At 72.0% G+C, this 24,923-nt stretch carries 29 protein-coding genes, 1 tRNA gene and 1 pseudogene; 6 read left to right on the top strand and 25 right to left on the bottom strand.

The genetic code is table 11. The features are described 5' to 3' along the window. Positions 1 to 43: 43 nt before the first annotated feature. Positions 44 to 2,653, bottom strand: a complete 2,610-nt coding sequence (locus ACO1BR_RS36655; RefSeq protein WP_426799439.1) for an MFS transporter — start codon at positions 2,651 to 2,653, stop codon at positions 44 to 46. A 19-nt stretch (positions 2,654 to 2,672) separates the two neighbouring features. Then, positions 2,673 to 3,155 carry a MarR family winged helix-turn-helix transcriptional regulator gene (locus tag ACO1BR_RS36660; RefSeq protein WP_426799440.1) on the bottom strand — a complete coding sequence of 161 codons (483 nt, stop codon included), beginning with the start codon at positions 3,153 to 3,155 and terminating at the stop codon, positions 2,673 to 2,675. A 412-nt stretch (positions 3,156 to 3,567) separates the two neighbouring features. Here ACO1BR_RS36660 and ACO1BR_RS36665 point away from each other — a divergent pair, with 412 nt between their 5' ends. Continuing rightward, positions 3,568 to 3,786, top strand: a complete 219-nt coding sequence (locus ACO1BR_RS36665; protein WP_426799441.1) for a hypothetical protein — start codon at positions 3,568 to 3,570, stop codon at positions 3,784 to 3,786. A 95-nt stretch (positions 3,787 to 3,881) separates the two neighbouring features. On the opposite strand, the gene ACO1BR_RS36670 is transcribed toward ACO1BR_RS36665, so the two are convergent. From ACO1BR_RS36670 to ACO1BR_RS36695, 6 genes are all read right to left on the bottom strand, one after another. Beyond that, positions 3,882 to 4,355, bottom strand: coding sequence for a VOC family protein (locus ACO1BR_RS36670; RefSeq protein ID WP_426799442.1), 474 nt, complete (start codon positions 4,353 to 4,355; stop codon positions 3,882 to 3,884). A 146-nt stretch (positions 4,356 to 4,501) separates the two neighbouring features. Continuing rightward, the gene (locus ACO1BR_RS36675) at positions 4,502 to 5,254 is read right to left on the bottom strand and encodes a hypothetical protein (protein WP_426799443.1); all 753 of its coding nucleotides are present in this window, start codon (positions 5,252 to 5,254) and stop codon (positions 4,502 to 4,504) included. A 238-nt stretch (positions 5,255 to 5,492) separates the two neighbouring features. Beyond that, on the bottom strand, positions 5,493 to 6,332 hold the full coding sequence (locus tag ACO1BR_RS36680) for an RNA polymerase sigma factor SigF (RefSeq protein ID WP_159509281.1): 840 nt from the start codon (positions 6,330 to 6,332) through the stop codon (positions 5,493 to 5,495). A 189-nt stretch (positions 6,333 to 6,521) separates the two neighbouring features. Further along, positions 6,522 to 7,331 carry an RNA polymerase sigma factor SigF gene (locus ACO1BR_RS36685; protein ID WP_043270303.1) on the bottom strand — a complete coding sequence of 270 codons (810 nt, stop codon included), beginning with the start codon at positions 7,329 to 7,331 and terminating at the stop codon, positions 6,522 to 6,524. 215 nt (positions 7,332 to 7,546) lie between these two features. Then, entirely contained in the window at positions 7,547 to 7,840 is a 294-nt protein-coding gene (locus ACO1BR_RS36690) for a Dabb family protein (protein WP_426799444.1), read from the bottom strand. 54 nt (positions 7,841 to 7,894) lie between these two features. After that, positions 7,895 to 8,059: a hypothetical protein gene (locus ACO1BR_RS36695; protein WP_189308282.1), complete on the bottom strand. Its 165-nt coding sequence runs from the start codon at positions 8,057 to 8,059 to the stop codon at positions 7,895 to 7,897. A gap of 712 nt (positions 8,060 to 8,771) precedes the next feature. Between ACO1BR_RS36695 and ACO1BR_RS36700 the strand changes: the two genes are divergently transcribed. Then, positions 8,772 to 9,551 carry a DUF2127 domain-containing protein gene (locus ACO1BR_RS36700; RefSeq protein ID WP_426799445.1) on the top strand — a complete coding sequence of 260 codons (780 nt, stop codon included), beginning with the start codon at positions 8,772 to 8,774 and terminating at the stop codon, positions 9,549 to 9,551. Positions 9,552 to 9,588: 37 nt separating this feature from the next. After that, the gene (locus ACO1BR_RS36705) at positions 9,589 to 10,065 is read left to right on the top strand and encodes a hypothetical protein (RefSeq protein ID WP_426799446.1); all 477 of its coding nucleotides are present in this window, start codon (positions 9,589 to 9,591) and stop codon (positions 10,063 to 10,065) included. A 513-nt stretch (positions 10,066 to 10,578) separates the two neighbouring features. Here the strand turns inward: ACO1BR_RS36705 and ACO1BR_RS36710 are convergent. The 3 genes from ACO1BR_RS36710 to ACO1BR_RS36720 all read right to left on the bottom strand — a co-directional run bounded on the left by ACO1BR_RS36710 (position 10,579) and on the right by ACO1BR_RS36720 (position 11,945). Next, a tRNA-Ser gene (locus tag ACO1BR_RS36710) sits at positions 10,579 to 10,666 on the bottom strand. Positions 10,667 to 10,748: 82 nt separating this feature from the next. After that, positions 10,749 to 11,330 (bottom strand): nucleoside deaminase, encoded by a 582-nt coding sequence (locus tag ACO1BR_RS36715; protein WP_426799447.1) that lies wholly within the window; start codon positions 11,328 to 11,330, stop codon positions 10,749 to 10,751. Between the two features lie 93 nt (positions 11,331 to 11,423). Next, positions 11,424 to 11,945 carry a hypothetical protein gene (locus ACO1BR_RS36720; RefSeq protein ID WP_426799459.1) on the bottom strand — a complete coding sequence of 174 codons (522 nt, stop codon included), beginning with the start codon at positions 11,943 to 11,945 and terminating at the stop codon, positions 11,424 to 11,426. A 216-nt stretch (positions 11,946 to 12,161) separates the two neighbouring features. Between ACO1BR_RS36720 and upp the strand changes: the two genes are divergently transcribed. Beyond that, positions 12,162 to 12,797 (top strand): uracil phosphoribosyltransferase, encoded by a 636-nt coding sequence (gene upp / locus ACO1BR_RS36725; RefSeq protein ID WP_189308287.1) that lies wholly within the window; start codon positions 12,162 to 12,164, stop codon positions 12,795 to 12,797. A 56-nt stretch (positions 12,798 to 12,853) separates the two neighbouring features. On the opposite strand, the gene ACO1BR_RS36730 is transcribed toward upp, so the two are convergent. From ACO1BR_RS36730 to ACO1BR_RS36770, 9 genes are all read right to left on the bottom strand, one after another. Next, on the bottom strand, positions 12,854 to 13,501 hold the full coding sequence (locus ACO1BR_RS36730; RefSeq protein ID WP_426799448.1) for a LytR C-terminal domain-containing protein: 648 nt from the start codon (positions 13,499 to 13,501) through the stop codon (positions 12,854 to 12,856). 155 nt (positions 13,502 to 13,656) lie between these two features. After that, the gene (locus ACO1BR_RS36735) at positions 13,657 to 13,956 is read right to left on the bottom strand and encodes a type II toxin-antitoxin system VapB family antitoxin (protein WP_016572550.1); all 300 of its coding nucleotides are present in this window, start codon (positions 13,954 to 13,956) and stop codon (positions 13,657 to 13,659) included. 163 nt (positions 13,957 to 14,119) lie between these two features. Then, complete coding sequence (locus ACO1BR_RS36740; RefSeq protein ID WP_426799449.1) at positions 14,120 to 14,767, bottom strand: DUF4232 domain-containing protein; 648 nt, start codon at positions 14,765 to 14,767, stop codon at positions 14,120 to 14,122. Between the two features lie 121 nt (positions 14,768 to 14,888). Next, positions 14,889 to 15,413 carry a hypothetical protein gene (locus tag ACO1BR_RS36745; protein ID WP_426799450.1) on the bottom strand — a complete coding sequence of 175 codons (525 nt, stop codon included), beginning with the start codon at positions 15,411 to 15,413 and terminating at the stop codon, positions 14,889 to 14,891. After that, positions 15,410 to 16,072, bottom strand: a complete 663-nt coding sequence (locus ACO1BR_RS36750; protein WP_426799451.1) for an RNA polymerase sigma factor — start codon at positions 16,070 to 16,072, stop codon at positions 15,410 to 15,412. Before ACO1BR_RS36750 ends, ACO1BR_RS36745 begins: the two co-directional genes overlap by 4 nt. Positions 16,073 to 16,111: 39 nt before the next feature. Further along, a complete protein-coding gene (locus ACO1BR_RS36755; RefSeq protein WP_426799452.1) occupies positions 16,112 to 16,597 on the bottom strand; it encodes an LPXTG cell wall anchor domain-containing protein in 486 nt (161 codons plus the stop codon). A 294-nt stretch (positions 16,598 to 16,891) separates the two neighbouring features. After that, positions 16,892 to 18,157, bottom strand: coding sequence for a GTP-binding protein (locus ACO1BR_RS36760; RefSeq protein WP_426799453.1), 1,266 nt, complete (start codon positions 18,155 to 18,157; stop codon positions 16,892 to 16,894). 7 nt (positions 18,158 to 18,164) lie between these two features. Next, positions 18,165 to 18,335, bottom strand: a complete 171-nt coding sequence (gene rpmF / locus ACO1BR_RS36765; protein WP_159509094.1) for a 50S ribosomal protein L32 — start codon at positions 18,333 to 18,335, stop codon at positions 18,165 to 18,167. Between the two features lie 189 nt (positions 18,336 to 18,524). Continuing rightward, entirely contained in the window at positions 18,525 to 19,580 is a 1,056-nt protein-coding gene (locus ACO1BR_RS36770) for an NAD(P)-dependent alcohol dehydrogenase (protein WP_426799454.1), read from the bottom strand. A gap of 79 nt (positions 19,581 to 19,659) precedes the next feature. Between ACO1BR_RS36770 and ACO1BR_RS36775 the strand changes: the two genes are divergently transcribed. After that, positions 19,660 to 20,586: a helix-turn-helix domain-containing protein gene (locus ACO1BR_RS36775; RefSeq protein ID WP_426799460.1), complete on the top strand. Its 927-nt coding sequence runs from the start codon at positions 19,660 to 19,662 to the stop codon at positions 20,584 to 20,586. A 40-nt stretch (positions 20,587 to 20,626) separates the two neighbouring features. Here the strand turns inward: ACO1BR_RS36775 and ACO1BR_RS36780 are convergent, their stop codons facing one another. From ACO1BR_RS36780 to ACO1BR_RS36790, 3 genes are all read right to left on the bottom strand, one after another. Next, the gene (locus ACO1BR_RS36780; protein ID WP_426799455.1) at positions 20,627 to 20,977 is read right to left on the bottom strand and encodes a hypothetical protein; all 351 of its coding nucleotides are present in this window, start codon (positions 20,975 to 20,977) and stop codon (positions 20,627 to 20,629) included. 177 nt (positions 20,978 to 21,154) lie between these two features. Further along, on the bottom strand, positions 21,155 to 21,349 hold the full coding sequence (locus tag ACO1BR_RS36785; RefSeq protein ID WP_043265339.1) for a ferredoxin: 195 nt from the start codon (positions 21,347 to 21,349) through the stop codon (positions 21,155 to 21,157). A gap of 58 nt (positions 21,350 to 21,407) precedes the next feature. Next, positions 21,408 to 22,637 (bottom strand): cytochrome P450, encoded by a 1,230-nt coding sequence (locus ACO1BR_RS36790; RefSeq protein ID WP_426799456.1) that lies wholly within the window; start codon positions 22,635 to 22,637, stop codon positions 21,408 to 21,410. Between the two features lie 454 nt (positions 22,638 to 23,091). Between ACO1BR_RS36790 and ACO1BR_RS36795 the strand changes: the two genes are divergently transcribed. Further along, positions 23,092 to 23,589 (top strand): MarR family winged helix-turn-helix transcriptional regulator, encoded by a 498-nt coding sequence (locus tag ACO1BR_RS36795; protein WP_426799457.1) that lies wholly within the window; start codon positions 23,092 to 23,094, stop codon positions 23,587 to 23,589. A gap of 165 nt (positions 23,590 to 23,754) precedes the next feature. On the opposite strand, the pseudogene ACO1BR_RS36800 reads toward ACO1BR_RS36795, so the two are convergent. Further along, a pseudogene (locus tag ACO1BR_RS36800) lies at positions 23,755 to 24,648 on the bottom strand (SPFH domain-containing protein); the annotation flags it as partial. Then, positions 24,573 to 24,923: flotillin family protein (locus tag ACO1BR_RS36805; protein ID WP_426799461.1), on the bottom strand; the 351-nt coding region annotated here is incomplete at its 5' end. The pseudogene ACO1BR_RS36800 and the gene ACO1BR_RS36805, both read right to left, overlap by 76 nt.

Below are 24,923 nucleotides of genomic sequence, written 5' to 3' on the forward strand. Positions count from 1 at the left end.
TTGGTGTCCCGGGCCCGCCGGTGCCGGACGGGCCCGGTTCCGGTCAGTCCCCGGGGTGCGCGAGCTGGACGTCGTAGCCGTCCACCCCGTGCCCGTCGACGGCGAGGCCGGTGGCGATCGGCGGATAGCCGCTCGCGATGACCGTGTAGTCGCCGGCGTCCAGGTCGGCGAAGGCGTACGCGCCGTCCGACCCGGTGGTGGAGGTGGCCACGACATTGCCCGCGGCGTCCACCAGCGTGACCCGCGCGTCGGCCAGCGGGACCCGGTTCGCCCCGGCCCGTACGACGCCCTGGACCCGGGCGCCGGACAGCAGCGCGATCTCGATGCGGGTGGTGCCCTGGCCGCCGACCTCGACGGGCTGCGCGGTGGGCCGGAAGCCGGCCGCGTTCACCGCGACGGTGAAGGTGCCGGGCGCCAGCTCGGCGAAGGAGAAGTGGCCCTCGGCGTTGGCGGTTCCGGTCGCCAGCACCTCGCCGCGGACGTCGGTGACGACGACCATCGCACCGCCCACCGGCTCGCCGGTGACCGCGCTGCGGACCTGGCCGCCGAGGCCGCCGGTGCCGCTGAGCTGGATGTCGAAGCCGTGGGGCGTCTCGCCGACGACGACGGTGGACGCCTGCGGCTGGTGGCCGTCGGCCGCGGCTATCAGCACGTACGAGCCGGCGCCGGGGGCGTTGAGTACGTACGAGCCGTTGGCCTGGGCGACCGCGCGGCCCAACTGCCGTCCGCCGAGCGAGATCAGCGTGACGGCCGAGCGGGGCACCGGGTTGCCGTCGGCGTTGCGGACGTAGCCGTGGACCGCGGGGCCGGACGGTACGGCGTCACTGCCACCGCCGCCGGCGGACGCGTACGCCGCCTGGGGCTGTGCCGCCGGGGCCGGCTGCGCCCACGAGGGCGTGTGCAGTGCGTCGTCCTCGGACGGGGACGGGACGGCACCGACGAGGGCGGGCTCCCGCTCCTCGACGGGGACCGCGGCCGCCGCCGTGAGGGGGGCCGACGCCGGGGCGGCGGCGGGGGCCGGGGACTCGTCGCTGTCGCCGTCTCCGGCGAGGACGCGCTCCGAACCGGACTTGCTGCGCAAGGCGACCTCCTTGATGAACAGGGTGAGAAGCAGGGCGAGAAGGGCGCACGGGGCCGCGTAGAGGAAGACATCGCCGACGCCGTGGCCGTATGCGTCCTCCATGATCGACCGGATCGGGGCGGGCAGCGACGACAGGTCCGGAATTCCTTCGCTGCCGGTGCTGCCGTGGCTCGCCGCCGCCGCGGCCTTGGGGCCGAGAGCGGTCAGGCCGTCGGTGACGTAGTGCGTGACCCGGTTGGCGAGCGCCGCGCCGAGCGCCGAAACGCCCACCGCACCACCGAGGGTACGGAAGAAGGTGACCAGCGAGCTGGCCGAGCCGATGTCCTGCGGCGCGACCTGGTTCTGGGTCGCCAGGACCAGGTTCTGCATCATCATGCCGACGCCGAGGCCCATCAGGGCCATGTAGACCGCCGAGTGCCAGTACGGGGTGTCGGCGCGCAGCGTGCCCAGCAGGGCGAGGCCCGCGGTGAGCAGCACACCGCCGCTGACGAGGAAGACCTTCCAGCGTCCGGTGCGGGTGATGATCTGGCCGGAGATCATCGAGGAGAGGAACAGGCCCATGACCATCGGGATGGTCATGACGCCGGACATCGTCGGGGTCTTGCCGTGCGCCAGCTGGAAGTACTGCGAGAAGAAGACCGTGCCGCTGTACATGGAGACGCCGACGAACATCGAGGCGAGCGCGGCCAGCGTGATCGTCTTGTTGCGGAACAGCCGCAGCGGGATCAGCGGTTCCGCGGCCTTCGACTCGACGACCACGAAGACCAGCGCGAGCACGACCGCCCCGCCGACCATGGCGAAGGTCTGCCAGGAGATCCAGTTGTAGTTCTTGCCGGCCAGGGTCACCCACACCAGCAGCAGCGTCACCGCGGCGGCCACGAAGAACGAGCCGGCCCAGTCGACCTTCACGCCCTCGCGCTTGACGACCGGCAGCTTCAGAGTCTTCTGGAGCACGATCAGCGCGATCACCGCGAACGGCACACCGACGTAGAAGCACCAGCGCCAGCCGAGCCAGCTGGTGTCGGTGATGACACCGCCGAGCAGCGGGCCGCCGACGGTTGCGACCGCGAAGGTCGCGCCCAGGTAGCCGCTGTAACGCCCGCGCTCCCGCGGGGAGATCATCGCGGCCATCACGATCTGGGCGAGGGCGGACAGACCGCCCACGCCTATGCCCTGCACCACGCGGCAGGCGATCAGCATGCCGGTGTTCTGCGACAGACCGGCGACGACCGAGCCGCCGACGTAGATGACCAGGGCGATCTGGACGAGCGCCTTCTTGCTGAACAGGTCGGAGAGCTTGCCCCACAGCGGGGTGGTCGCGGTCATCGCCAGCAGCGCGGCGGTGACGACCCAGGTGTACGCGCTCTGCCCGCCGTGCAGGTCGTGGATGATGTGCGGCAGCGCGTTGGAGACGATCGTCGACGACAGGATGGCGACGAACATGCCGAGCAGCAGCCCGGAGAGCGCCTCCATGATCTGACGGTGCGTCATGGGCGCACCGTCGGGGGTGCTGTGACCGCCCCCGTGCTTGGCGCGCCCGCCCCGCACACCGGCTGGTGAGGTCGTGGCCATGTGGTTCCTTACTTCCTTGTCATCCTGCTGCGGGTGTACGGGTCGCGGCGGGGGAGTCGTGGTGCGCCCGGATGCGGCAGTCGCCGAAGCTCGTACGGAGCCTGGCGAGCAGCTCGACGAGGTGCCCGACGTCGGCGTCGGTCCAGTCGTCCAGGTACCGGGCGAGGGTCTGGGTGTAGCGCCGGGCCAGCTCGTCCAGGAGCTGCCTGCCGCTCGGGGTCAGTCGCAGCAGCCGTGACCGCTTGTCCGCCGGATCGGGCTTCCGCTCGATCCAGCCGCGCTCGGCGACATGGGCGACGTGCCGGCTGGTCACCGACATGTCGATCGCGAGCAGCTCGGCCAGCTGGCTCATCCGCATCTCGCCGTGGCGGTCGAGAAGCGTGAGCACACCGGCCGACGCGGGTGGGCATTCCTGGGGCAGCATCCGCCCCATCTCCCGCTTGACGGCCCCGATGGCGCTGAGTTGCCGGGCCAGCTCTTCGTACTGACTGTGAGCGGCCATCGGCTCCTCCGTGCCTCGTCACCTTCGCACACCTTTTGTTGCTTGGGGCAACCATAAACACTGTTGGTTGCTGAAGGCAAACGATTCGACGGAGCCTGAGGAATGGGAATGGCAAATTCCGCGCCGTGATCCGGCCAAGAAAGACGATTTGGCGCGTAAAGGCGCTGGTCGATGAGCTAGGCGGCGCGACGGCGCCGGTTACGCACCCTTTGCTGTGCCATGCCCCTTCGCGGCGGCCCCGACGGGGACACCGACGGGGACACCGGCGACTGCCATGTACGCATCACGTGCCGCCCCGTGCGCGCTGCGTACGCACCGGGCGCTTCTGCCGCGGCCCGCGGCCCCGCACGCGCGCGGAGGATATGCGCCCCAGGGGTGCCCCGGCGCGCCCCGTTCGCTAGGGTCCTTCCCCATGGCGACCAACCCGCAGAACCAGGCCGAGGGCAACTACGACCCGGCGGGCAGCACGCAGATGTTCCGAGCCTTCGTCGACGAGGGCGGCACCCCGCAGGCGGGCGGCCCGCGCCCCGCGGCCCCGCAGCAGCCGAGCGGCCCCCGCGTGGGCCTCATCGCGGGCTTGATCGTCGCGATCCTCGTGGTGGCGGGGGCGGCCTGGCTCGCGCTGGGCTGACCGCCCGGCGGACCGGACGGCGCGCCGGAGGGCCGCCGACGCGGCGCGGCACCCCGGCCGGGGCATGTCCCGCCGGGGCGGCCGGTGTTGGGGCGTCAGCCCTGGTCCGCCGCCGCCTTCAGGGCCGCGATGTCGAGCTTCTTCATGCCCATCAGCGCCTTCATGGCGCGGCTCGCGCGGGACTGGTCCGGGTCGTTGAGGACCTCGGCCATTCCCTCGGGTACGACCTGCCAGGACAGGCCGTACCTGTCCTTCAGCCATCCGCAGGGTCCCTCCTCGCCGCCCTTGGCGAGCCTGGTCCAGTAGTAGTCGATCTCCTTCTGGTCGGCACAGGTGACCGAGAGGGAGACCGCCTCGCTGAAGGTGAACTCCGGACCCCCGTTGAGCGCGGTGTAGTCCTGGCCGTCCAGCGTGAACTCGACGGTCAGCACGGTGCCGGCCGGCCGCGGACCGGCCTCGTTGTAGTGCGTGACGGCCCTGATCTTCGAGTTCGGGAACACCGAGCAGTAGAACTCGGCTGCCTCCAGGCCCTGGGTGTCGAACCACAGGGTGGGAGTGATCTTCGGCATGGTGCGCTCCTGGTGTGTGGCGTGGCGACGGCACCGGACGGGCCGGCCGCTCTGTGTATCGACCCCCGCGCCGTGCGGAACTCATCGCCGTTCGGGTGGGAACTTGCGGGGCGCCTTCGGGGAGCGTCGCGCGCGGGGCGCCGGGCTCACCGCCAGGTGAACGTGACGTCCTCGGTGTCGAGGTGCATGCCCAGCGGGACCCGCCAGGCGTCCACGCACACCCGCCAGGTTCCGGTCGCCGGCCGGCCGGGGGCGAGCGGCAGCGGCAGCTGGTGGTCGGAGCTGATCGTGGCCCAGTCGATGCCGAGGGCGCCGATGACATGGGTGCCGAAGGTGACGGTCCCGGAAGTGACCGGGCGGTCACCGGTGTTGAGGAAGTCGAGGGTGACCTGCTGGCACCAGCGGACGTCCGTGGCGGCGAGTGCGGGTCTGCCCACGAGAAGGCCGGCGGGGGCGCCCGGACCCGTGGGAAGAGTGGGCGAGGGTGGCGCGGGTGTGGCGGTGCCGCTCGGCCGCGGCCGGGGGGAATCCCCGGGCGGGGTAGGGGCGTTGGTACCGGCGGTGTCACCGGGGCCGGTGGGGGAGGGGGACGGGGCGGCGGTGCCGGGGGATGCCGGATGCGTGCCGGCGGTCGTTCCGGGGCTGCCCGGGGAGCCGGGGTGCCCGGAGTCCGGGGAGCGGCCGGGGGCGCCGGTGCCGGGGTTGCCGGTGCCGTCCAGCGGGGTCAGTTCGACGCCGCCGCGGGGCGGTACGGGCGTGTGCGGCGCGGAGTTGTCAAAGGGGCCTTGCGCGCCCACCGCGGCATAGCCGGATCCGGCCGCGGAACCGCAGCCGCTGAGGAGGACGCCCAGGCAGAGCACGGCCGCCGAGGCGGAGGCAACAGTCGTCGTCCGTCGCATCGGCACAGTGTTGCTGACGGGCTGTCAGATGTATAGGGGTGTGTGCGACAACGCCACGGGGACTCCCTGTGGCGGCGTGCGGCGTGCTCGGCGGCGCTTCCCGCCGTCGCGCGCGAACGTCGCGCACGGACCGCACGAGGCCCGCGTACGGGGCCGTTCCGGACCGTTTCCACTCTCGTTGCTGTCCGCCGAGCGACCCGGAGCTGCGGGTGGCAGCCGTCCCCCGGCGGACCGTTCCTCAATCGGCGATGAGCCCTTCGCGCAGCTGCGCCAGGGTGCGGGTGAGCAGCCGGGAGACATGCATCTGGGAGATGCCGACCTCCTCGCCGATCTGGGACTGCGTCATGTTGGCGAAGAAGCGCAGCATGATGATCTGGCGCTCCCGGGGCGGGAGTTTGGCCAGCAGGGGCTTGAGGGACTCGCGGTACTCGACGCCCTCCAGCGCGGTGTCCTCGTAGCCGAGGCGGTCCGCGAGGGAGCCCTCGCCGCCGTCGTCCTCCGGGGAGGGCGAGTCGAGCGAGGAGGCGGTGTAGGCGTTGCCGACCGCGAGGCCGTCGACGACGTCCTCCTCCGACACCCCGAGGCACAGGGCGAGTTCGGGCACCGTGGGGGAGCGGTCGAGCTTCTGGGCCAGCTCGTCGCTGGCCTTGGTGAGGGCCAGCCGCAGCTCCTGGAGCCGACGCGGGACGCGGACGGACCAGGACGTGTCGCGGAAGAAGCGTTTGATCTCGCCGACGACCGTCGGCATCGCGAACGTCGGGAATTCCACGCCGCGTTCGCAGTCGAAACGGTCGATGGCCTTGATCAGGCCGATGGTGCCGACCTGGACGATGTCCTCCATCGGCTCGTTGCGGCTGCGGAAGCGGGCGGCCGCGTACCGCACGAGCGGGAGGTTGAGTTCGATGAGCGTGTCGCGCACGTAAGCGCGCTCCGCGCAGTCCTTGTCGAGCGTGGCCAGCCGCAGGAACAGGGAGCGGGAGAGCGAGCGGGTGTTGATGGCGTCGACGTCGTCATGCACGTGTGGTGCCGGCGCGGGAATCGCGGCAAGCACCTTTGAGCTGCCCAGTTCTACGGACATGCCACCCCCTTGAGGTCGCGGACGGGTCGCTGCGGCGTCCCCGGCCCGGGCGGGCCGAGGAGTCGTACCTCCACCTGAATACCGGAGGCGGCACCACGGCAAACGCGGTTCCTGCAGAATGTCACATGTCGGCAACACGCTGTAGCGCCATGTCGACATATCTGTGCAGGAACGGGTCGCCCGTCCCGGTTAGGCGTCGATCCTGTTTGCGGATCGCAGACGGGCGAAGCTCCGCGACAGTAGCCGGGACACATGCATCTGCGACACCCCCAGCTCGGCACTGATCTGGGACTGCGTCAGATTGCTGTAGTAACGGAGGAGAAGGATGCGTTGCTCGCGCTCGGGCAGCTGCACGAGCAGGTGCCGCACCAGGTCGCGGTGCTCGACCCCGGCCAGCTCGGGGTCCTCGTAGCCGAGGCGGTCCAGCAGGCCGGGCAGTCCGTCGCCTTCCTGGGCGGCCTCCAGCGACGTCGCGTGGTACGAGCGTCCGGCCTCCAGACAGGCCAGCACCTCGTCCTCGCCGATCTTCAGCCGCTCGGCGATCTCGGCGGTGGTGGGGGAGCGGCCGTGCAGCACGGTCAGATCCTCGGTCGCGCCGTTGACCTGCACCCACAGCTCGTGGAGACGGCGCGGGACATGGACGGTCCGGACATTGTCCCGAAAGTAGCGTTTGATCTCGCCGACGACGGTGGGCATGGCGAAGGTCGGGAACTGGACGCCGCGGTCCGGGTCGAACCGGTCGATGGCGTTGATCAGGCCGATGGTGCCGACCTGGATCACGTCCTCCATCGGCTCATTGCGGCTGCGAAAGCGGGCCGCGGCGTAGCGGACCAGCGGCAGGTTGGCCTCGATCAGGGCGGCGCGGACGCGGGTGTGCTCAGGGGTGCCGGGTTCGAGTCCCGCCAGCTCGGCGAAGAGCACCTGGGTGAGCGCCCGCGTGTCCGCGCTTCGGCTCTCGCGGGATGGCGCCCTGGGTGCAGTACGGGCCGTCACGGTCACGCCACCCTTCACAGTGCATTTATTGCGGCATGTTTCGCGTATCGCATGTATCCGGCAAAAGCGGTCATAGCATCACAAGACATGTGCACTGTGTGCAAGCACCCCATAATGCCGTGTTGAACCGAGAGTTGACGGCGGAACGGGCATATGGCGAAGCCCCCCGCCTGTGGAGCGGGGGGCCGGAGTGCGTACGGCGGCCGGGGCGGCGCCGGGGCTCAGAACTCGTAGTCGGCGATCACCCAGGTGGCGAATTCGCGCCACTGCGCGGCGGCGGCCTGGTGGGCCGGGTGCTCCAGGTAGCGCTTGAGGGCATCGGCGTCGGCGACGGCCGAGTTGATCGCGAAGTCGTGAGCGATCGGGCGGTCGGTGATGTTCCAGGCGCACTCCCAGAACGCCAGCTCCGGGATCTGCCGCTCCAGCTCCGCGAACGCGCGGACGCCCGCCTGCACCCGCTCCTCGTCGCGGGAGACGCCGTCGTTGAGCTTGAACAGGACCAGGTGGCGGATCACAGGGGCCTCCGTGCGGCAGGGCGGTGCGCAGCCGCTCCGGCTGGCCGCTAGACCCTAGCTGACCAGCTGGGTCATGAACTCGCCGACGCCCTGAGCGGCCGACGAGATGCCCTCGAAACCTATCTGGACGAGTTGGGCGGCCCGCTTGGGGGTGGCGATGATCGTGTAGAGCACGAAAACGATGAGCAAGTACAACGCGACCTTTTTCGCCGTCGCCATCAGTCCCGTCTCCCCTACGGCAGTCCCTTGCGGCTTTCCCCTGGGGCCCCGGCGGCCCCGCCGACCGCTCCGGCTCCCGGTATGCGGTCGGGCGAGTGTAACCACAGGTGTTCGACCGGGGGAGGTGTGGCGGCCCGTCCGGCTGCGCCTTTCACGCCGGCTTTATGGACCAAAGGCCCCCCAAGAGGGGCCCTTCGCCCGGCTGTTGGGAGGGGCCGGGTGCGGCAGGATGGGGAGCGTGGCCCGGCGGATCTGGCAGGAATCCGCGGGGCCCACGGGACCAGGGCCTCACTGCGGGGTCCGTGCCGCACGCTTATCCCCCTGACAGCGGCGCGGGCGTCGAGGCTCGGTCCTCACCGGGGGAGACGGCTTCCCCCGACGCCGTTTCCCCCGACCGACCGCGAGCCCCGGCTCCGGCCCCTCCCCGGGGGAACACCAGGGAGGGGCCCGGCGCCGGGGCTCTGTCGTGCGCCGGTTGTCCGCACCCGCACCGCGTATGGGTGGAATGCGCTTGAAGCGCCGTATGTACCGCCTCTTTCCCGCAACCTTCGGAGCGTTCTGCTCGTCCCTCCCCCTGTAAGAGCACCCCGTACGCCGTGGCTTGCATCATGTACGCGACAGTTACACGGCACGGCGCGATACCGGCCGGCGGCGGCATGAGGCCGCCGCGCGGTAGCGCGCGGGACGACGAAAGGGAAACGGGGATCCAACGATGAAGATCGACTGGGACCGGCGCACCTGCGCGCGGCGCGGGCACATCACCTACCTTCCGCACGAGGAGCACCACCAGGCGAAACTCCGCGCGGCCACCGCTCACGGCGAGGCGTGGCGCTGCCTGCGCTGCGGCGACTTCGTCCTGGGCGACCCGCATGGCACCGGGCCGGCGGCCGACGCCCCGCAGGTCCCGCGCGGCAAGGTCCTGCGCGATCTGTTCATCCTGCGGTTCCTGGCCGTCGAGCGGGCGGTGCGCGGCGTGTTCATCGTGCTGGCGGCGATCGCCGTCTGGAAGTTCAGCAACAGCCAGGACGCGGTCCGGCAGTTCTTCGACAAGAACCTCGACGCGATCCGCCCGGTGGCCGTCCACTTCCACTACGACCTGGACCACTCGCCGGTCGTCGACACCATCCGGAAGACGTTCGGCTACAAGCACTCCACCTTGGTGCTGGTGGCCTCGCTGCTGCTGGCGTACGCGTTGATCGAGATCGTCGAGGGCGTCGGGCTGTGGCGCGCCAAGCGCTGGGCGGAATACCTGACGGTGGTGGCGACCGCGGCGTTCCTGCCGCTGGAGATCTACGAGCTGACCGAGAAGGTCAGTTGGCTCAAGATCGCCACCCTGGCCATCAACATCCTGGCCGTGCTCTACATCGCCGTCGCCAAGCGGCTGTTCGGGCTGCGGGGCGGCCGGGCGGCCTTCGACGAGGAGCGGCAGAGCTCCTCGCTCCTGGAAGCCGGCACGCCCGCCGCCATGCCCGCCGCAGCCCATAATGGCTGAACGCACCGAACGAGGGGGAAACCCACCCATGCGACTCATGCCCACGAACTCCGCGCGCCGGCAGCCCGGTTCGCCGCGCACCACCGCCCGCCGATCCGTGGCGCGCCGTCGTCCGGCCACCGTCCTGGCGCTGCTCTTCGGTCTGCTGGCCGCCGCGGCCGGACCGGCCGCGGCCGCCGGCCTGTCCGACGCCGCCGCGTCCGCGACGGCCACCGCCGCCGTCCAGCAGGCACCGGCCCGTACGGCCGCCCAGGACGCCTCGGTACGCGTCGCCGCGGCCCCCGCGTCCGCCACGAGCTGGCACGGCGGGCACAGCACGCACCGCGTCACCGGCTCCCACCACGTCACGCACCAGGCCTCCTTCTCGTCCAACAAGCCGAAGAAGAAGACCGGCTTCTTCAAGAAGCTCGGCATCTTCCTCATCGTGATCGTCGTGGTGTTCATCGTCATCGTGATCCTGGTGATCTGGATGATCGTGCACTTCATCCGCAAGGCGTTCCGCCGCCGCGGCTAGTGCGGCTGGTGGTGCTGGTAACGCGCCTACGCCGTTTCACCGTTGGCGTCACGCGTCACGCGTTTCACCTCCGCATCGGGGGCGGCCGGAGTCCGTTGGGGCTCCGGCCGCCCCGTTTTGCCGCGCTGCGGAAACGCCTCCGGCGGGCGGAGCGGGGGAACGCGTCGTATGCCGGATGTTCCGTACGGCGCTCAACGAGGCGGTACGGCCTGGCCACTTGGCGCGGAACTCGGTACGGCTCGCCGAGACACCCCGCGTGAGCGGAGGGGAGGTGGAGCCCTGCACCGCGAGGAAGTACAGCGGTTGTCGCGCGCGGCGGACGGTTGCCGGAACTGCGCCCGAGCGGCGTCGAACGCGCGGCGGCCGGGGCACGGCGCCGCGTACGGATGACGACGACCGGAGGGAGCTGCCTGACGACGGGGCCGCCGGAGCCCTCGTGCCGGCCAACTGAGACGGAAAATGGGACGGAAGCCGATGAGGCGCCCGGTCCGTCGGACCGGGCGCCTCATCTACTGGCGGTAGCGGAGGGATTTGAACCCTCGGTGACTTGCGCCACACTCGCTTTCGAGGCGAGCTCCTTCGGCCGCTCGGACACGCTACCGAGAGAGAGCTTAGCCCACGGGGGGCCATGTGCCGAAATCGGATGGTGGGGAGCGGGCCGGAGCGGGGTTGGCGGAGTGGGGTCAGCGGTCGCGGAAGAACGCGGTGAGGAGCGCGGCGCAGTCGGGTTCGAGGACGCCGGTGATGACCTCGGGGCGGTGGTTGAGGCGGCGGTCGCGGACGACGTCCCAGAGGGAGCCGACGGCGCCGGCCTTGGCGTCGCGGGCGCCGTAGACGACGCGGTCGACGCGGGAGAGGACGATCGCGCCGGCGCACATCGTGCACGGTTCGAGGGTGACGACGAGGGTGCAGCCGGTCAGCCGCCACTCTCCCGCCCGTCGCTCGCCACCACCCCGGCTGGAATCTCCCCCGGACTCCGTCCGGGGGGACCCGGACCGCGATGCTTCCTTTCGCAAGGTCTCCGCGGCGGCTCGCAGGGCGAGGACTTCGGCGTGGGCGGTGGGGTCGCCGGTGGCCTCGCGTGCGTTGTGGCCGGTGCCCAGGACCGTGCCGTCGGCGGACAGCACGACGGCGCCCACCGGGACGTCACCGGTCCCGGGGGCGCGGGTGGCCTCCGCGAGCGCCTGGCGCATCGGCGCGATCCAGGGGTCGCGCAGCGGGTCGGGCGCGGCGGAGGGCAGAGGGGCGGATGGGGGGACGGTCATGTCCCCAGTGTCGGGGACGTGGCCGGGGGCCGGGCCCAGGGGCGGAGCGTGGGCCCGGCGGGGGCTCCCCCAGCGGTGGCTGGGGGGAGGGGCTCAGCGCACGGCTTCCAGGAGGTCCGTGCAGCCCAGGGCGTCGGCGATCTCGCCGAGCGCGTCGCCGTCGAGGGCGAGCAGTTCCTTCTCGGAGACGCCGAGGTCGCTCAGCAGCCCGGCGTCGCCGAGTGGGCCGCGCACCGCCGCGACCTCGTCGTCGTCATCAACGTCGTTGTTCGCTTCGGGTTCGCCGTCCTCCGTACCGTCCAGGTCGAGGCTGTCGAGTTCGTCGGCCGCGTCGTCCTCGCGGCCGAGGAGTTCGTCGGTCAGCATCGCACCGTATGAGCTTCTGCTGGCGATGGCGGCGTTGGAGACGAAGACCCGCGGGTCCTCCTCGCCGTCCACCCGGACGACGCCGAACCAGGCGTCCTCCTGCTCGATGAGGGCCACCACCGTGTTGTCGTCGATCGCTGCCTCTCGGGCCAGGTCGGCCAGATCGGTCAGCGTTTCCACATTGTCGAGCTCCGTATCGCTCGCTTCCCACCCGTCTTCGGTGCGCGCGAGCAGTGCGGCGAAGTACACCGTGACTCTCCCACTGGTCATAGGCGTGCCGGGCTGGGCGGGGCGGCGCTGCACGCCATGGTCCCGCCCCTTCGGAATCGTGGCAGAAACATCGCCTTCGCGCGCCGTCTTCAGCGCTGCGTCGTGCGGACGTTGTGAGAGATGTCGCTCACGTGCCGGATTCCCGCGGGCGCAGGGCGGGCGCTGGGGCCTTCCGGCTCGGTTACTGTCGATGTCATGCGGATCCACGTCGTCGACCACCCGCTGGTGGCGCACAAACTCACCACTCTGCGCGACAAGCGCACCGACTCCCCGACCTTCCGGCGGCTCGCCGACGAGCTGGTCACCCTGCTCGCCTACGAGGCCACCCGTGATGTGCGCACCGAGCAGGTCGACATCGAGACCCCGGTGACGGCGACCACCGGCGTGCGGCTGTCCCACCCGCGGCCCATGGTCGTCCCGATCCTGCGGGCCGGTCTGGGCATGCTGGACGGCATGGTCCGGCTGCTGCCCACCGCCGAGGTCGGCTTCATGGGCATGGTCCGCAACGAGGAGACGTACGAGGCCCACACGTACGCGACGCGGATGCCCGACGACCTGTCGGGGCGGCAGGTGTACGTCGTCGACCCGATGCTGGCCACCGGCGGCACGCTGGTCGCGGCGATCCGGGAGCTGATCAAGCGCGGTGCGGACGACGTCACCGCGATCTGCCTGCTGGCCGCGCCGGAGGGCGTCGAGGTCATGGAGCGGGAGCTGGCCGGGGCGCCGGTCACGGTGGTCACCGCCGCCGTCGACGAGCGGCTGAACGCCGACCGCTACATCGTCCCGGGCCTGGGCGACGCGGGCGACCGGATGTACGGCACGGCCGGCTGAGCACTCTTTTCAAGGGCCCCGCACCGGGTGTGGTGCGGGGCCCTTGTGGTGCGCGGTCAGCACGTGGCGGCGGGCTGCTGCGCGGGGTGGGTCAGCTGGGCCAGGGCCTTCGCGGCGTCCTGCTCGGCGGCGAGCTGGGTGAAGGTGCCGCCGATGATCAGGTCGAGATCGGCGGTCTTGCGGTCGTCGGTCTGCTGCTGTGCTCCGGCGAGCTGGGTGGCCAGGACCTTCAGCGGTCCCTCAGACGCGGCCTTGGGGCCGAGCAGTATCCCGGTGCCGCCCACCTTCTTGTCGTAGGGGGCCGGGGCGTTGCCCACCTTCCCGATCTTGAAGCCGCGCTTCTTGAGCTCGTCGGCGGTGTGCTTGGCGAGTCCCGGCCGCGCGGTGGCGTTGTAGACGTTGACGGTCAGCGCGGCGGGCGCGGGGAGCTTGCCGGCTGGGGGCTGCGCGGCGTTGGCCCGGCCCGCCGTGCCGTTCTGCGGGCAGTGTCTCCGGTCCTGGGCGGCCTGGGCCGTGTTGCCCTTCCCGCCGAAGACGTCGATGAGCTGCAGGGTCCCCCAGCCGGCCAGTCCGAGGACGCAGGCCCCGGCAACGATGCTGAGGACGATGCGGCGACGGTGGCGGGGGCGGCGCATCCGCGGATACCTGTCGCCTGTGATGCGGTACCTCTTACCGCCCATTCCTGGAGGCGTCAGCATGCTCATGGCCGCAGCGTAGTGCGGGCCGTCGGCCGTGCCTACTAAACGATCAACGCGTTGCGTACGGGAGAACCCGAGTGGTCGAATCCGGCCATGGCAAGGCCGCGAGGCGCCGGGGGACATCGGCGGAACGCCAGGAGAAACCGCTGGAAACCGGGCGGTCAGTTGTCGAGTTCGAGCACCCGGGCGTGCAGGACCTGGCGCTGCTGGAGGGCCGCGCGGACGGCGCGGTGCAGCCCGTCCTCCAGGTAGAGGTCGCCCTCCCACTTGACGACATGGGCGAAGAGATCGCCGTAGAACGTCGAGTCCTCGGCGAGCAGCGTTTCGAGGTCGAGCTGCTGCTTGGTGGTCACCAATTGGTCGAGGCGTACCGGGCGCGGGGCGACGTCCGCCCACTGGCGGGTGCTCTCCCGGCCGTGGTCGGGGTACGGCCGCCCATTTCCGATGCGCTTGAAGATCACACGGAAAGCCTACCGGGCCTGCGGCACCGGGCGCAGCCAAGCGGCGCCAGCGCAAAGCGAATCAATAGCGGCAAAATTGGATCATTGGTGGGTGAGGGGCTGGCCGATACGGCACGAACGGGCTATCGCTCGCTCGCCCGCCCGTGGCGCCGCCGGTGCCCGGTCACCACTTCTCGGCGTCCGCCAGGCTCCGCTGCCAGTACGTCACCCGGGCGGTGTCAGGGTCCACGGGGACGGGGGCGCGGCCGTCCACGCCGACCTGCGCCGGGTCGCTCCGGGCGGTCAGGGTGACGCCGAACTGGGAGATCTTTTCGGCCTTGCTGCCCGGGGCGCTCCGGCCGCCCGGCCGATCGGGGCCGGCGATGGTGACCGTGGCGTACGCGGTCGCGTCGGGGGCCAGCGCGACCGGGGTGCGCGGCCTGCTGCGGGCGATGGGCGGGGCGGCGGCCGGGTGGCGGTCGCTGAGGCGCAGCAGGGGGTAGGGCTGGCCGGCGAAGGTGCAGGTCCGGTCGGAGATGTTGGTGACGGTCAGCAGCATGTGCCGGGCCGGGCGCCGCTCCGCGCCGGCGTGGAACCGCAGCATGTCGGGCGTGCAGGCGACCCGGGGGTGGGCGTCGGGGGCGCCCGGCGCGGTTCGGAGGCCGGGGTCGGCGGACGGTGGGCCGGCGGGCGAGACGTCGGCGGAGACCCGGTCGGCCTGGACGGCGCCGCCGGTCTGGCAGGCGGCCAGCGGCAGCACGGCCGCCGCGGCCAGCAGCAGGGCCGCGAGCGGGCGGCTGCGGCGGGGGGCGGCGGTGTTCGGGGACGGCATGTACACGATTCTCGACCAGGTGGTTGCCGTGCCGCTAATGCTCGGTTAACGCGGAGCGGGCGTCACGTGCCGAATGGGGCGCGGGCGGTGCGGTGCGGGGCCTGCTCGGCGGGGGCCGGCGTCAAGTGGGGGTGGGGCTCGGGGAGTTGTCCGAAAAGCGTGGGGAGGGGGTGGCGGAGGGGGGCGTGGTGGCGGGGCGGGACGGCGTGGTGGGGGTGGGAGAGGGGGTGCGGTGCGGCGGGCGGTGGGACGGAGTGCCGCTGCGGGGCGGGAGGTGGGAGGGGCTGCTCGGGCCGGGGCTCGTCGGGTCGGGGCTCGGGGCCGGGGTGGTGGGGGACGGGGTGGAGGTGACCGGGCTCGGGGGTGTCGCGGGGGTGGGGCGGGCCGGCGGGGTGCCGGGGGTGGTGGCCAGGTAGGCGAGGGCCAGGGCGGCGGTCGCGGTGGCGGCGGCCAGTGGCAGCGCGAAGCGGCGCAGCCAGGTCCGGGTGAGCGCGGTGCGGCGGCGGTGGCGGAGCGGGGGGCCCGGGGGCGCGGCGGGGCGCAGGTCGCGTACGCCGACGGCTCGGGCGCGGGCCTCGAAGGCGCGGCGCAGGCGGTCCTCGACGGGGCGTTCGGGGCCGCGGGGGGCGGTGTCATGCGGGGTCATGACCGGGCCTCCAGGATCTTTTCCAGGGCGTCCAGAGCGCGGCTGGCCAGGGACTTCACCGCGCCGCGGCTGATGCCCAGCGTCGTCGCGATCTCGGCTTCGGACAGGTCGCCCCAGTAGCGGAGGACCAGGACCTCGCGGCGGCGGGCGGTCAGGCCGCCGAGCGCGGCGAAGACCTCGCGGTGCTCCTCGTTGAGGACGATGCGCTCTTCGGCGGAGGGGGCGTCGGCCTCGTGGGGCGGGGTGTAGCCGCGGGCGGTGCGGCGGCGGCGCAGCACCGAGCGGGCCGCGTTGACGACGGCGGTCCGGAGGTAGGCCAGGGCGTTGTCGACCTCGTCGAGGTGTTCGCCGTGCCGCTTGTACAGCGCGGCGAACGCGTCCTGGACGACGTCCTCGGCGGTGGCGCGGTCGTCGACGAGGAGGACGGCCAGGCGGACCATGGTCAGCCGGTGGGCGTGGTAGAGGTCGGTGATGGTGGGCGGCGGCGGTTCGGCGTCCCCGCCGTATGCCAACGGGCCGTCGCGGTGGGGGAGTCGGGGGTGCTGCGGCGGTGTCTCGCGGCGGACGGCGCGCAGCAGGCGCCACCGGCGGACGGGCCGGAGGAGCCCCGGCAGGGCGAACCGTACCGGGGCGGTGTGCGGGGTGACGGAGTGGACCATCGTTTCCTCGGGGCGGGCGGGCCTGAGTGGCGGGCTGTCTCAGGCGCGGCGCCGGCGGACGGCGTAGACCGTACCGCCGCCCGCGGCGATGAGGGCCGCCGCGCCGCCGCCGAGCGCGAGGGTGGCCGCGGAGGAGGCGCCGGTGTGCGCCAGTTCCCGCTCGCCCTGGCGGCCGTTGGCGGCGCCCGGCTTGCCGGGGTGGGTGGGGACGGGGCTCGGCCGGGAGCTGCCGGGGGCGGAGGGCGAGGCGGTCGGCCGGCGGCCCGGGGGCTGGGTGGGCACGGGGGAGGGGGTGCCGTGGCCCGGGGGCCGGGTCGGGGCCGGGCTGGGCGTGCCGTGGCCCGGGGCGTGGGTGGGGGCCGGGGTCGGGGAGGCGTGCGTAGGCCGCGGCGAGGGGGTCGGGGTCTCGGCTGCGTACGCGGTACCGGCGGTCGATACGGCGGCGAGCGCCATCGCCGCGAGCAGGCCGGCGCCGGCCGTGCGGCGCAGGCGGGGGTGGCGGGCGGTGGTACGGGAGGGGGTCACGGTCGGCTGCTCCTGGTTCGTCGACGGGCGGCGCCTGAGGGCGCCCTCACCCGTGACGACGTGCGGCCGGGGCCGGGGTTGCCGATGCGGCGGAAGGAAATTCCGCGGGGTGGGGCGGCGGCCAGGAGGGCGAGTATCGGGACGAGGAAGAGGAAGCCGGGCCCGGTGCGGTACATCGGAATGGTCCCCCTGGTCGTGCGCGCGGTCGTGCGTGTGCTCGTGCGCGTGGTCGTCCGCACGGCGCCTCGTGGACGCCGCCGGACAGCGCACGCTTCCGCACCTGGGGACGGGCCGTCAAGTGACGGTGTCTGCCAACGCCCTTTCAGATGGCGGTAGTTGGGTGTCGCGGGGCTCGCGCTCGGGATCGTGCCCGGATTCGTGCCCGTGCTCGCAGGCGGCGGCCGGGCCGTTGACGTCCCAGGCCGGGAACGGGTCGTCGGCGGGGGGCGGGACGGGCTCGCCGGGGGCGAGGAGGCAGGCGGTCAGGGCGGCGTGGAGGCTGTCCGGGTGGAGGCCGGTGCCGATGAAGACGAGTTCCTGGCCGGCCGGGCCGGCGGTGTCCCCGGGGTCCGCGCCGTCGCCCTCTCCGTCGACGCCGGACGGTTCGAAGCGGGCCACCGCGCCCGCCTGGGACCACAGTCCGGTGATGCCGGGCCGGGTGGCGAGGCGGAAGAAGCCCTTGGAGCGGAGGACGCCGCCGTGGGCGCCGCTTTCGAGCTGCTCGGTGACGAAGTGCCAGAGGCGGGCGGGGTGGAAGGGGCGGGCAGCGCGGAAGACGGTGCTGGAGATGCCGTATTCCTCGGTCTCGGGGACGTGGTCGCCGTTGAGTTCCCGGACCCAGCCGGGGGCCTGCTGGGCGCGTTCCAGGTCGAAGCGGCCGGTTCCCAGGACGTCGGAGAGCGCCACCGCGCCGTGCCGGGCGGGGAGGACGCGGGCGGTCGGGTTGAGGCGGGCGAGGGTGGCGTGGAGCCGTTCGGCGGTGGCGGGGTCGACCAGGTCGGTCTTGTTGAGGACGAGGACGTCGGCGAACTCGATCTGGTCCATGAGCAGATCGCTGACCGTGCGCTCGTCGTCCTCGTACTGGTCCAGACCGCGCTCGGTCAGCGCGTCGCCACCGGCCAGTTCGGGCAGGAAGTTGGCCGCGTCGACGACCGTGACCATGGTGTCCAGGCGCGCCAGGTCGCCGAGGGTGGCGCCGTCGTCGCGCGGGAAGGCGAAGGTCGCGGCGACCGGCATCGGCTCGGAGATGCCGCTGGACTCGATGAGCAGGTAGTCGAAGCGGCCGGCCCGGGCCAGCCGGTCGACCTCCTCAAGCAGGTCGTCGCGCAGGGTGCAGCAGATGCAGCCGTTGGTCATCTCGACGAGGCGTTCCTCGGTGCGGGAGAGCGCCGCCGTGCCGCCGCGGACGAGGGCGGCGTCGATGTTGACCTCGCTCATGTCGTTGACGATCACCGCGACGCGCAGTCCCTCCCGGTTGCCCAGGACGTGGTTGAGCAGGGTGGTCTTGCCCGCGCCGAGGAAGCCGGAGAGCACGGTGACGGGCAGCCGGGGGTGCGTCATGGCCCGGTCAGTCCTTCGGGTCGATCAGGCCGAGCCGGTACGCCTTCACCAGGTGCTGTGGGACCCGGTACACGGAGCCGTCGACGGTGATCGGCACCAGCCGGGGCGCGGTGGCCTTCCACTGGGCGCGGCGGTGCCGGGTGTTGCTGCGGGAGAGCTTGCGCTTGGGTACGGCCATGGGGAGGGACCTCCGTCGGTGGGGTGGGTGTCGGCCAAGAGGTCAGAGGTTATGTGGAAATGGGAGTCGTTTTCAAGTAGAGTTTCGCCGTGCCGGGGTCACGGCGCGCAAACGCCCGGGGCGGCCTGTGGGGGCGGCCCCGGGCGGACGGCGCGCCGGCGGCCCCGGGGAGGGCCGCGGCGCCATGGCTCAGATCGTCGAGGTGTCGATCACGAAGCGGTAGCGGACGTCGCTCGCCAGCACCCGCTCGTACGCGTCGTTGATCTGGTCCGCGCTGATCACCTCGATCTCCGCGGCCAGCCCGTGCTCACCGCAGAAGTCGAGCATCTCCTGGGTCTCGCGGATGCCGCCGATCATCGATCCGGCGAACGACCGGCGGCGCGTGATCAGCGCGAACGGCGCGATCGGCAGCGGGTTCTCCGGGGCGCCGAGCTGGACCAGGGTGCCGTCGGTGCGCAGCAGTCCGAGGTAGGCGTTGAGGTCCAGATCGGCCGAGACGGTGTTGACGATCAGGTCGAAGGTGCCGGCCAGCGCCTCGAAGGTGGCCGGGTCGCTCGTCGCGTAGTAGTGGTCCGCGCCCAGCCGCAGGCCGTCGTCCTTCTTGCGGAGGGACTGGCTGAGGACGGTGACCTCCGCGCCCATCGCGTGCGCGATCTTGACGCCCATGTGGCCGAGGCCGCCGAGGCCGACGACGGCGACCTTCTTGCCGGGGCCGGCCTTCCAGTGGGCGAGCGGGGAGTAGAGGGTGATACCGGCGCACAGCAGCGGGGCCGCGGCGTCCAGCGGGATGGTGTCGGGGATGCGCAGGGCGTAGTTCTCGTCGACGACGAGGTGGGTGGAGTAGCCGCCGTAGGTGGGCGTTCCGTCCCGCCCGGTGGCGTTGTACGTGCCGACGTTGCCGAGCTCACCGGTGCAGTACTGCTCCTCGCCCGCCCGGCAGTTCTCGCACTCGCGGCAGGAGTCGACGAAGCAGCCGACGCCGACCCGGTCGCCCGCCTTGTAGCGGGTGACCTCGGCGCCGACCTCGGCGACCACACCGGCTATCTCGTGGCCGGGGACGATCGGGAAGTTCCCGCCGTCGCCCCATTCGGCGCGCACGGTGTGGATGTCGGAGTGGCAGATACCGGCGAACTTGATGTCGATCAGGATGTCGTGGGCACCCAGCTCGCGGCGCGGAATCGTGGTCCGCTCCAGCGGTGCCTTCGGGGCGGGTGCGGCGTACGCGGCGACAGAGGTGTGGGTCATGCCACCGAGACTGCGCCATCGCTTCGGGGGTAACCAGTGCACTCTTGAACATATGCATGGCGTGCCTACTACTGACGGAATCACCCAGCGGCCCGGGGAGTCCGGCGGCCCCGCGGCACGGCCGCGGATCGCGGCGGTGGACCAGCGCACCGAGCTGAGCGAGTTCCTGCGCTCGCGCCGGGCCCGGCTGCGGCCCGGGGACGTCGGGCTGCCGGAGCACGGGCGGCGCCGGGTGCCGGGGCTGCGCCGCGAGGAGCTGGCGCAGCTGGCCGGGGTGAGCGTCGCGTACTACATCCGCCTGGAACAAGGCCGTGGCCGTAACGTGTCGGCCGCCGTCCTGGACGCTATCGCCGACGCGCTGCGGCTGAACCCGGCCGAGCGCGACCACCTGCGGCACCTCCTCCGCCCGGTCTCCCGCCGGAGCCGTCCGGCCGACCGGCCACAGCGGATACGGCCCGCCCTCCAGGAGCTGCTGGACTCCATGGAGCACATCCCCGCCTTCGTCGTCGGCCGGCGGCTGGACATCATCGGCTGGAACCGGCTGGGCTGCGCCGTGTTCGGCGACTTCCCGGCCATGCCTCCCGAGCGGCGCAACATGGCCTGGCAGGTCTTCCTGGACCCGGCGACGCGGGAGCTGTACGTGAACTGGGAGGGCAAGGCGTGTGTGCTGGTCGCCCTGCTGCGGCGGCAGCTGGGGCGCCGGCCGGACGATCCGGCGCTGGCCGCGCTGATCGCCGAACTGGCCGACCGTAGTGAGGAGTTCCGGCGGTTCTGGGCCCGGCACGACGTCAAGGACAAGGGTTTCGGAGTGAAGCAGCTGAACCATCCGCTGGTGGGCCCGCTGACCCTCGCCTACGAGTCGCTGGGGGTGCCGGACGACCCCGAGCAGATCCTGGTCACCCACCATGCCGCACCGGGCTCGCCGTCCGCGGAGGCGCTGCGCGCACTGGCGGCGGGGCCACGGGACGCGGCGGGGCCACGGGACGCGGCGGGGCCGGGGGCGTAGGGGCGGTCCGGCGGGGCGGGCAGGACTGTCGCCAGGCGGGTCAGGAGAACACCACGGAACGGAGCTTGAGCCGCTCGGAGGCGTGGCCGCCGTTCGGCCGCAGGGTGAAGTGGTCGCCGGTGCAGTCGAGGCCGGTGAAGACCGTGGCGGTGGACGTGGTGTGGTTGCGTGGCGTGTGCGCGGGTGGCAGATATTCCTGGATCGCCCCGGGGAGGTTGAGGCACGTCCGGCTCGGCGGGTCGGTGAGGCGGCCGGGCAGCGGCCCCAGGTACGGGTCGTTGTAGACGTAGGTGAAGTCGCCGGTGGCGGCGTGGGCCGATGCGGCGGGCAGGGCCAGGGCCAGGGTCAGCGAACCGGCGGCTGCGGCCAGCGCGCGGCGGAGGCGGCGCATGCGGAACGTCCTTTCGGAACACGGCGGTTGGCGTGGTGCTGTGCTTCGCTGCCCGTGCGGACGTCCGGTGATGTGCCCCGTCACCCGAAGGAGGGGCGCGGTATCGATACGGCGGCGGGGCGGGGTTTCGGCGGTCGCGTACGGGCCCCGCGGGGTGTGCGGGGCCCGTACGGGGTGTCAGTCGGACACCGAGATCGCGGCGGCCGGGCAGATGGCCGCCGCCTCGCGGACCGCGTCGTGCAGCGCGGCGGGCGGCTCCGCGTCGAGGACGACGACGATGCCGTCCTCCTCGCGCTGGTCGAAGACGTCCGGCGCGGCCAGCACACAGCTTCCGGCGCCGCAGCACTTCTCCTGGTCGGCGTGAATGCGCATGGTTCTCCCCAAGGGTGTGGAACGAAGGGTGGGTCGGGTGCGGGGTTGCCGTGGGCTGCTACCAGGCGACCGGCAGCGAGTGCACCCCGTAGATGGCCATATCGCTGCGGAACGCGACGTCCTCGAAGGGGACGTCCAGCCGCAGGCCGGGCAGCCGGTGGATCAGGGTCTCGACGGCGATCTGGAGTTCCACCCGGGCGAGCGGCTGCCCCAGGCACTGGTGGACGCCGAAGCCGAAGGCGACATGGCGGCGGGCGTCGCGGGTGACGTCGAGGGCGTCGCCACCGGGGAAGACGTCCTCGTCGCGGTTGGCGGTGTTGATGGTGCACAGCACGCCCTCGCCGGCGCGGATGGTGCGCCCGCCGACCTCGATGTCCTCGGTGGCGACCCGCGGTACGCCGTTGTGGACGATCGTCAGATAGCGCAGCAGCTCCTCGACGGCGCCCTTGACGAGCGACGGCTCCGCGCGCAGCCGCGCCAACTGGTCGGGGTTGCGCAGCAGGGCGAGGGTGGACAGGGCCGTCATGTTCGCGGTCGTCTCATGGCCGGCCACCAGCAACAGCCGCCCCATGGTGGCGATTTCGGCGAAGCTCAGCTCGCCGCGGGCGACCAGGCGGCTGACGATGCCGTCGTCGGGCCGCTCCTGCTTGGACTCGGCGAGCCGGGTCAGATAGGCGACCAGTTCCAGCTGGGCGGTGCGGACCTCTTCGGCGGTCGAGCGGAGGCTGAGCAGGATCCGGCTGCGCTCCTGGAAGTACCCGTGGTCCTCGTAGGGGACGCCGAGCAGCAGGCAGATCACCAGGGACGGCAGCGGCAGCGCGAAGTCGGTGACCAGGTCGGCGGAGGTGCGGCCGTCGGTCATCCGGTCGATCAACTCGTCGGCGAGGCGCTGCACCTCCGGGCGCATCGCCTCGACCTTCTTGACCATGAAGTCGGCGGTGAGCATCCGGCGCAGCCGGGCGTGCTCCGGGTCGTCCTGGCGGATGAACGTGGTGCCGCCGGAAAGGATTTCGCGTCCGCCGGCGGTGAGGAATGGGAATCCCGGGAGGTGCGCGTCGGCGCTGAAGCGCTGGTCGCCGAGCACCTGGCGGACGTCCTGATGCCGGGTCACCAGCCAGCAGGCGGAGCCGTCCCAGAGGGTGGCCCGGGTGACGGGTTCCTCGTGGACCGCGCGGGCGACACGGGGTGCGGGATCGAAGGGGCAGCCCGGGGCGCGGGTGGCCGGGACGGCGAGGGCGTCGGGGGCGTCGGGGGCGTCGAGGGGAGCGGTACGTTCTGCGGTCGTCATGCGGGTGGTCCTTCCGCGTTCGGACACGGCACTGCGGTGGCTTGCCGAACTGCCGTGGGTTGGCAACTCCCGTGCTGGTGACGTAGCCGGGGCGCTGAGCCGCAAGCTAGTTACCTAACTTAAGCAATTAAGTCATCGTCACGCTAACTCACGCCCGGCAGGGGAGGGAAGGGGTGATCGCGGGCCGCCCGAGGTTGGCTCAAACCGGGCTGGATCCGGGCTGGACTGGGTTGAATCCGGGCTGGATCGGGGCTGGACCGGGCTGGACCGGGCTGGATCGTGCTGGATCCGGGCTGAAGCCAAGCTCATACCGGGTTCGTACGTCGCGGGGCGCGAACAGGCGGGAGTGGTGCCGGCCCTTGCCGCGCTGCCGGCAGGCCGGAGGACGGGATCCGGCCAGATCCTGGTACGGAGGGCTGCGGATCCGGGGAGCGGTGCCCGCTACAGTGCCCCCATGCCGGACCCCGCACGAGACCAGGACTCCCTCGCCGCACTGCAAAAGGTGCTGGCCACGCTGTCCTATCTGCTCACCCGCTCCCGGGCGCACGAGCGTCAGGCGCTGCAGGCGGGTGTCCAGGCCGGGCGCTCCGACCTCTATCTGCTGATGGCTCTGGAGAACAGCGGCGGCGTCAGCCGGGTCGGCGACCTGGCGGCGCAACTGATGGTCGAACCGCCCCATGTCACCCGGCAGATCGGCCAGTTGGAGTCCCAGGACCTGGTCGAACGCACCCAGGACTCCCTCGACCGCCGCGCCCGCCAGGTCGCCATCACGCCACACGGCACGGAGGTCCTGCGCAGCTTCCAGCAGGCCAGTCTGGCCGGATTGCGGCAGGCCCTGAGCGACTTCGACGACGCCGAACTCGCCACCACGATGGCCGTGCTGAACCGCCTGGTGGTCTACGTTCGCGAAAAGCACGCCGAGGAGCCACGCCAGCGGGGGCGGGGGGCGTAGGACCGGCCCGATGGGCTGTTCTGATGGCCCGGTCTGATGTGCCGGTCCGATGGCCCGTCTGATGTGCCGGTCCGATGGCTCGGTCCGGTGGGGTCAGGGTCGGAAAGGCTCTGAGGACGGTCCCGCCCCCGCCTGCGGATCCGCTGTTCGCTCGCTGTTCGCTCGCTACTCGATCTCTACGCGACCGCTGTGGCCGGTGCCGTTGCCCACGCCGTTGCCTGGCGCTCGGTTCTTGTCGGCGGTGTGGCCGGAGGCGTCGGGGGTGCCGAGGTTGCGGCGTACCGAGTCGAGGATGGTGAGGCCCTGGCCGACCAGGCCGGCGGCGATCTCGCCGAGGCCGTCGGTGCCGTTGAGGACGTTGACGTTGGCGCCTGCGAGGCCGGCGGAGGCTTCCTTGACGATCTGCGGGAGTTGGTCGATGAGCATCCGGTCGAGTGCGACCCGGTCGTGTGAGGCGGCGGCTTCGGCCTGGATCTTCATGCGCTCGGCTTCGGCCAGGGCCAGCAGTCGGATGCGCTCGGCCTCCGCCTCGGCGGGCTTGACGACCTCGGCGACCAGTTCCTGCTGGCGCAGCTTGGCGGCGCGCTCGGCGAGTTCGGTCTGTGCGGCCAGTACCTCTTGCTTGGCGTGGGCCTGGGCGAGCGGGCCGGCCTGGGCGGCACGGGCCTGGGCGCGGTCGACCTCGGCGTTGTACTCGGCCTGCACGACGGCGGTCTGCCGCTGGTACTCGGCCTGGTTGCGCGCCGCTTCCTGCTGGGCCTCGACGGACGCCTGGGTGGCCTGGGCCTGGGCGACCTGGGCCTGCTGTTGGATGGCGGCCTTGTGCGGCGCGGACATCGCCTCGATGTAGCCGGTGTTGCCGTCGTCGATCGACTGGATCTGGAGCGAGTCGACGATCAGGCCGATCTTGGCCATCTCGGTCTTGGAGGTCTCCAGGACCTCGGTGGCCAGCTTCTGCCGCTCGGTGACGATCTCCTCCACCGTCATCGAGCCGATGATGGACCGCAGATGACCGGCGAAGATCCGGCCGGTGAGCACCGCCATCTGGTCCTGGTCGGANCGACGATCAGGCCGATCTTGGCCATCTCGGTCTTGGAGGTCTCCAGGACCTCGGTGGCCAGCTTCTGCCGCTCGGTGACGATCTCCTCCACCGTCATCGAGCCGATGATGGACCGCAGATGACCGGCGAAGATCCGGCCGGTGAGCACCGCCATCTGGTCCTGGTCGGACAGGAACCGCTGCCCGGCGTTGACGATGCTCTCGGTGTCGTTGCCGACCTTGAACGCGATCACGGCACGGACCGTGAGCGCGATGCCCTGCCGGGTCACGCACTT

Source organism: Streptomyces sp. YGL11-2, assembly GCF_050054615.1.
In the GTDB taxonomy this organism is placed as follows: domain Bacteria; phylum Actinomycetota; class Actinomycetes; order Streptomycetales; family Streptomycetaceae; genus Streptomyces.

Coding starts and splice junctions, on each gene's coding strand:
- ACO1BR_RS36790 (WP_426799456.1), bottom strand. CDS start 22,637: ATGACGACCGCAGAACGTACCGCTCCCCTCGACGCCCCCGACGCCCCC.
- ACO1BR_RS36740 (WP_426799449.1), bottom strand. CDS start 14,767: ATGCCGTCCCCGAACACCGCCGCCCCCCGCCGCAGCCGCCCGCTCGCG.
- ACO1BR_RS36705 (WP_426799446.1), top strand. CDS start 9,589: ATGCCCACGAACTCCGCGCGCCGGCAGCCCGGTTCGCCGCGCACCACC.
- ACO1BR_RS36760 (WP_426799453.1), bottom strand. CDS start 18,157: ATGACGCACCCCCGGCTGCCCGTCACCGTGCTCTCCGGCTTCCTCGGC.
- ACO1BR_RS36770 (WP_426799454.1), bottom strand. CDS start 19,580: ATGACCCACACCTCTGTCGCCGCGTACGCCGCACCCGCCCCGAAGGCA.
- ACO1BR_RS36795 (WP_426799457.1), top strand. CDS start 23,092: ATGCCGGACCCCGCACGAGACCAGGACTCCCTCGCCGCACTGCAAAAG.
- ACO1BR_RS36655 (WP_426799439.1), bottom strand. CDS start 2,653: ATGGCCACGACCTCACCAGCCGGTGTGCGGGGCGGGCGCGCCAAGCAC.
- rpmF (WP_159509094.1), bottom strand. CDS start 18,335: ATGGCCGTACCCAAGCGCAAGCTCTCCCGCAGCAACACCCGGCACCGC.
- upp (WP_189308287.1), top strand. CDS start 12,162: ATGCGGATCCACGTCGTCGACCACCCGCTGGTGGCGCACAAACTCACC.
- ACO1BR_RS36730 (WP_426799448.1), bottom strand. CDS start 13,501: ATGAGCATGCTGACGCCTCCAGGAATGGGCGGTAAGAGGTACCGCATC.
- ACO1BR_RS36780 (WP_426799455.1), bottom strand. CDS start 20,977: ATGCGCCGCCTCCGCCGCGCGCTGGCCGCAGCCGCCGGTTCGCTGACC.
- ACO1BR_RS36675 (WP_426799443.1), bottom strand. CDS start 5,254: ATGCGACGGACGACGACTGTTGCCTCCGCCTCGGCGGCCGTGCTCTGC.
- ACO1BR_RS36785 (WP_043265339.1), bottom strand. CDS start 21,349: ATGCGCATTCACGCCGACCAGGAGAAGTGCTGCGGCGCCGGAAGCTGT.
- ACO1BR_RS36660 (WP_426799440.1), bottom strand. CDS start 3,155: ATGGCCGCTCACAGTCAGTACGAAGAGCTGGCCCGGCAACTCAGCGCC.
- ACO1BR_RS36745 (WP_426799450.1), bottom strand. CDS start 15,413: ATGACCCCGCATGACACCGCCCCCCGCGGCCCCGAACGCCCCGTCGAG.
- ACO1BR_RS36715 (WP_426799447.1), bottom strand. CDS start 11,330: ATGACCGTCCCCCCATCCGCCCCTCTGCCCTCCGCCGCGCCCGACCCG.
- ACO1BR_RS36680 (WP_159509281.1), bottom strand. CDS start 6,332: ATGTCCGTAGAACTGGGCAGCTCAAAGGTGCTTGCCGCGATTCCCGCG.
- ACO1BR_RS36665 (WP_426799441.1), top strand. CDS start 3,568: ATGGCGACCAACCCGCAGAACCAGGCCGAGGGCAACTACGACCCGGCG.
- ACO1BR_RS36670 (WP_426799442.1), bottom strand. CDS start 4,355: ATGCCGAAGATCACTCCCACCCTGTGGTTCGACACCCAGGGCCTGGAG.
- ACO1BR_RS36700 (WP_426799445.1), top strand. CDS start 8,772: ATGAAGATCGACTGGGACCGGCGCACCTGCGCGCGGCGCGGGCACATC.
- ACO1BR_RS36695 (WP_189308282.1), bottom strand. CDS start 8,059: ATGGCGACGGCGAAAAAGGTCGCGTTGTACTTGCTCATCGTTTTCGTG.
- ACO1BR_RS36750 (WP_426799451.1), bottom strand. CDS start 16,072: ATGGTCCACTCCGTCACCCCGCACACCGCCCCGGTACGGTTCGCCCTG.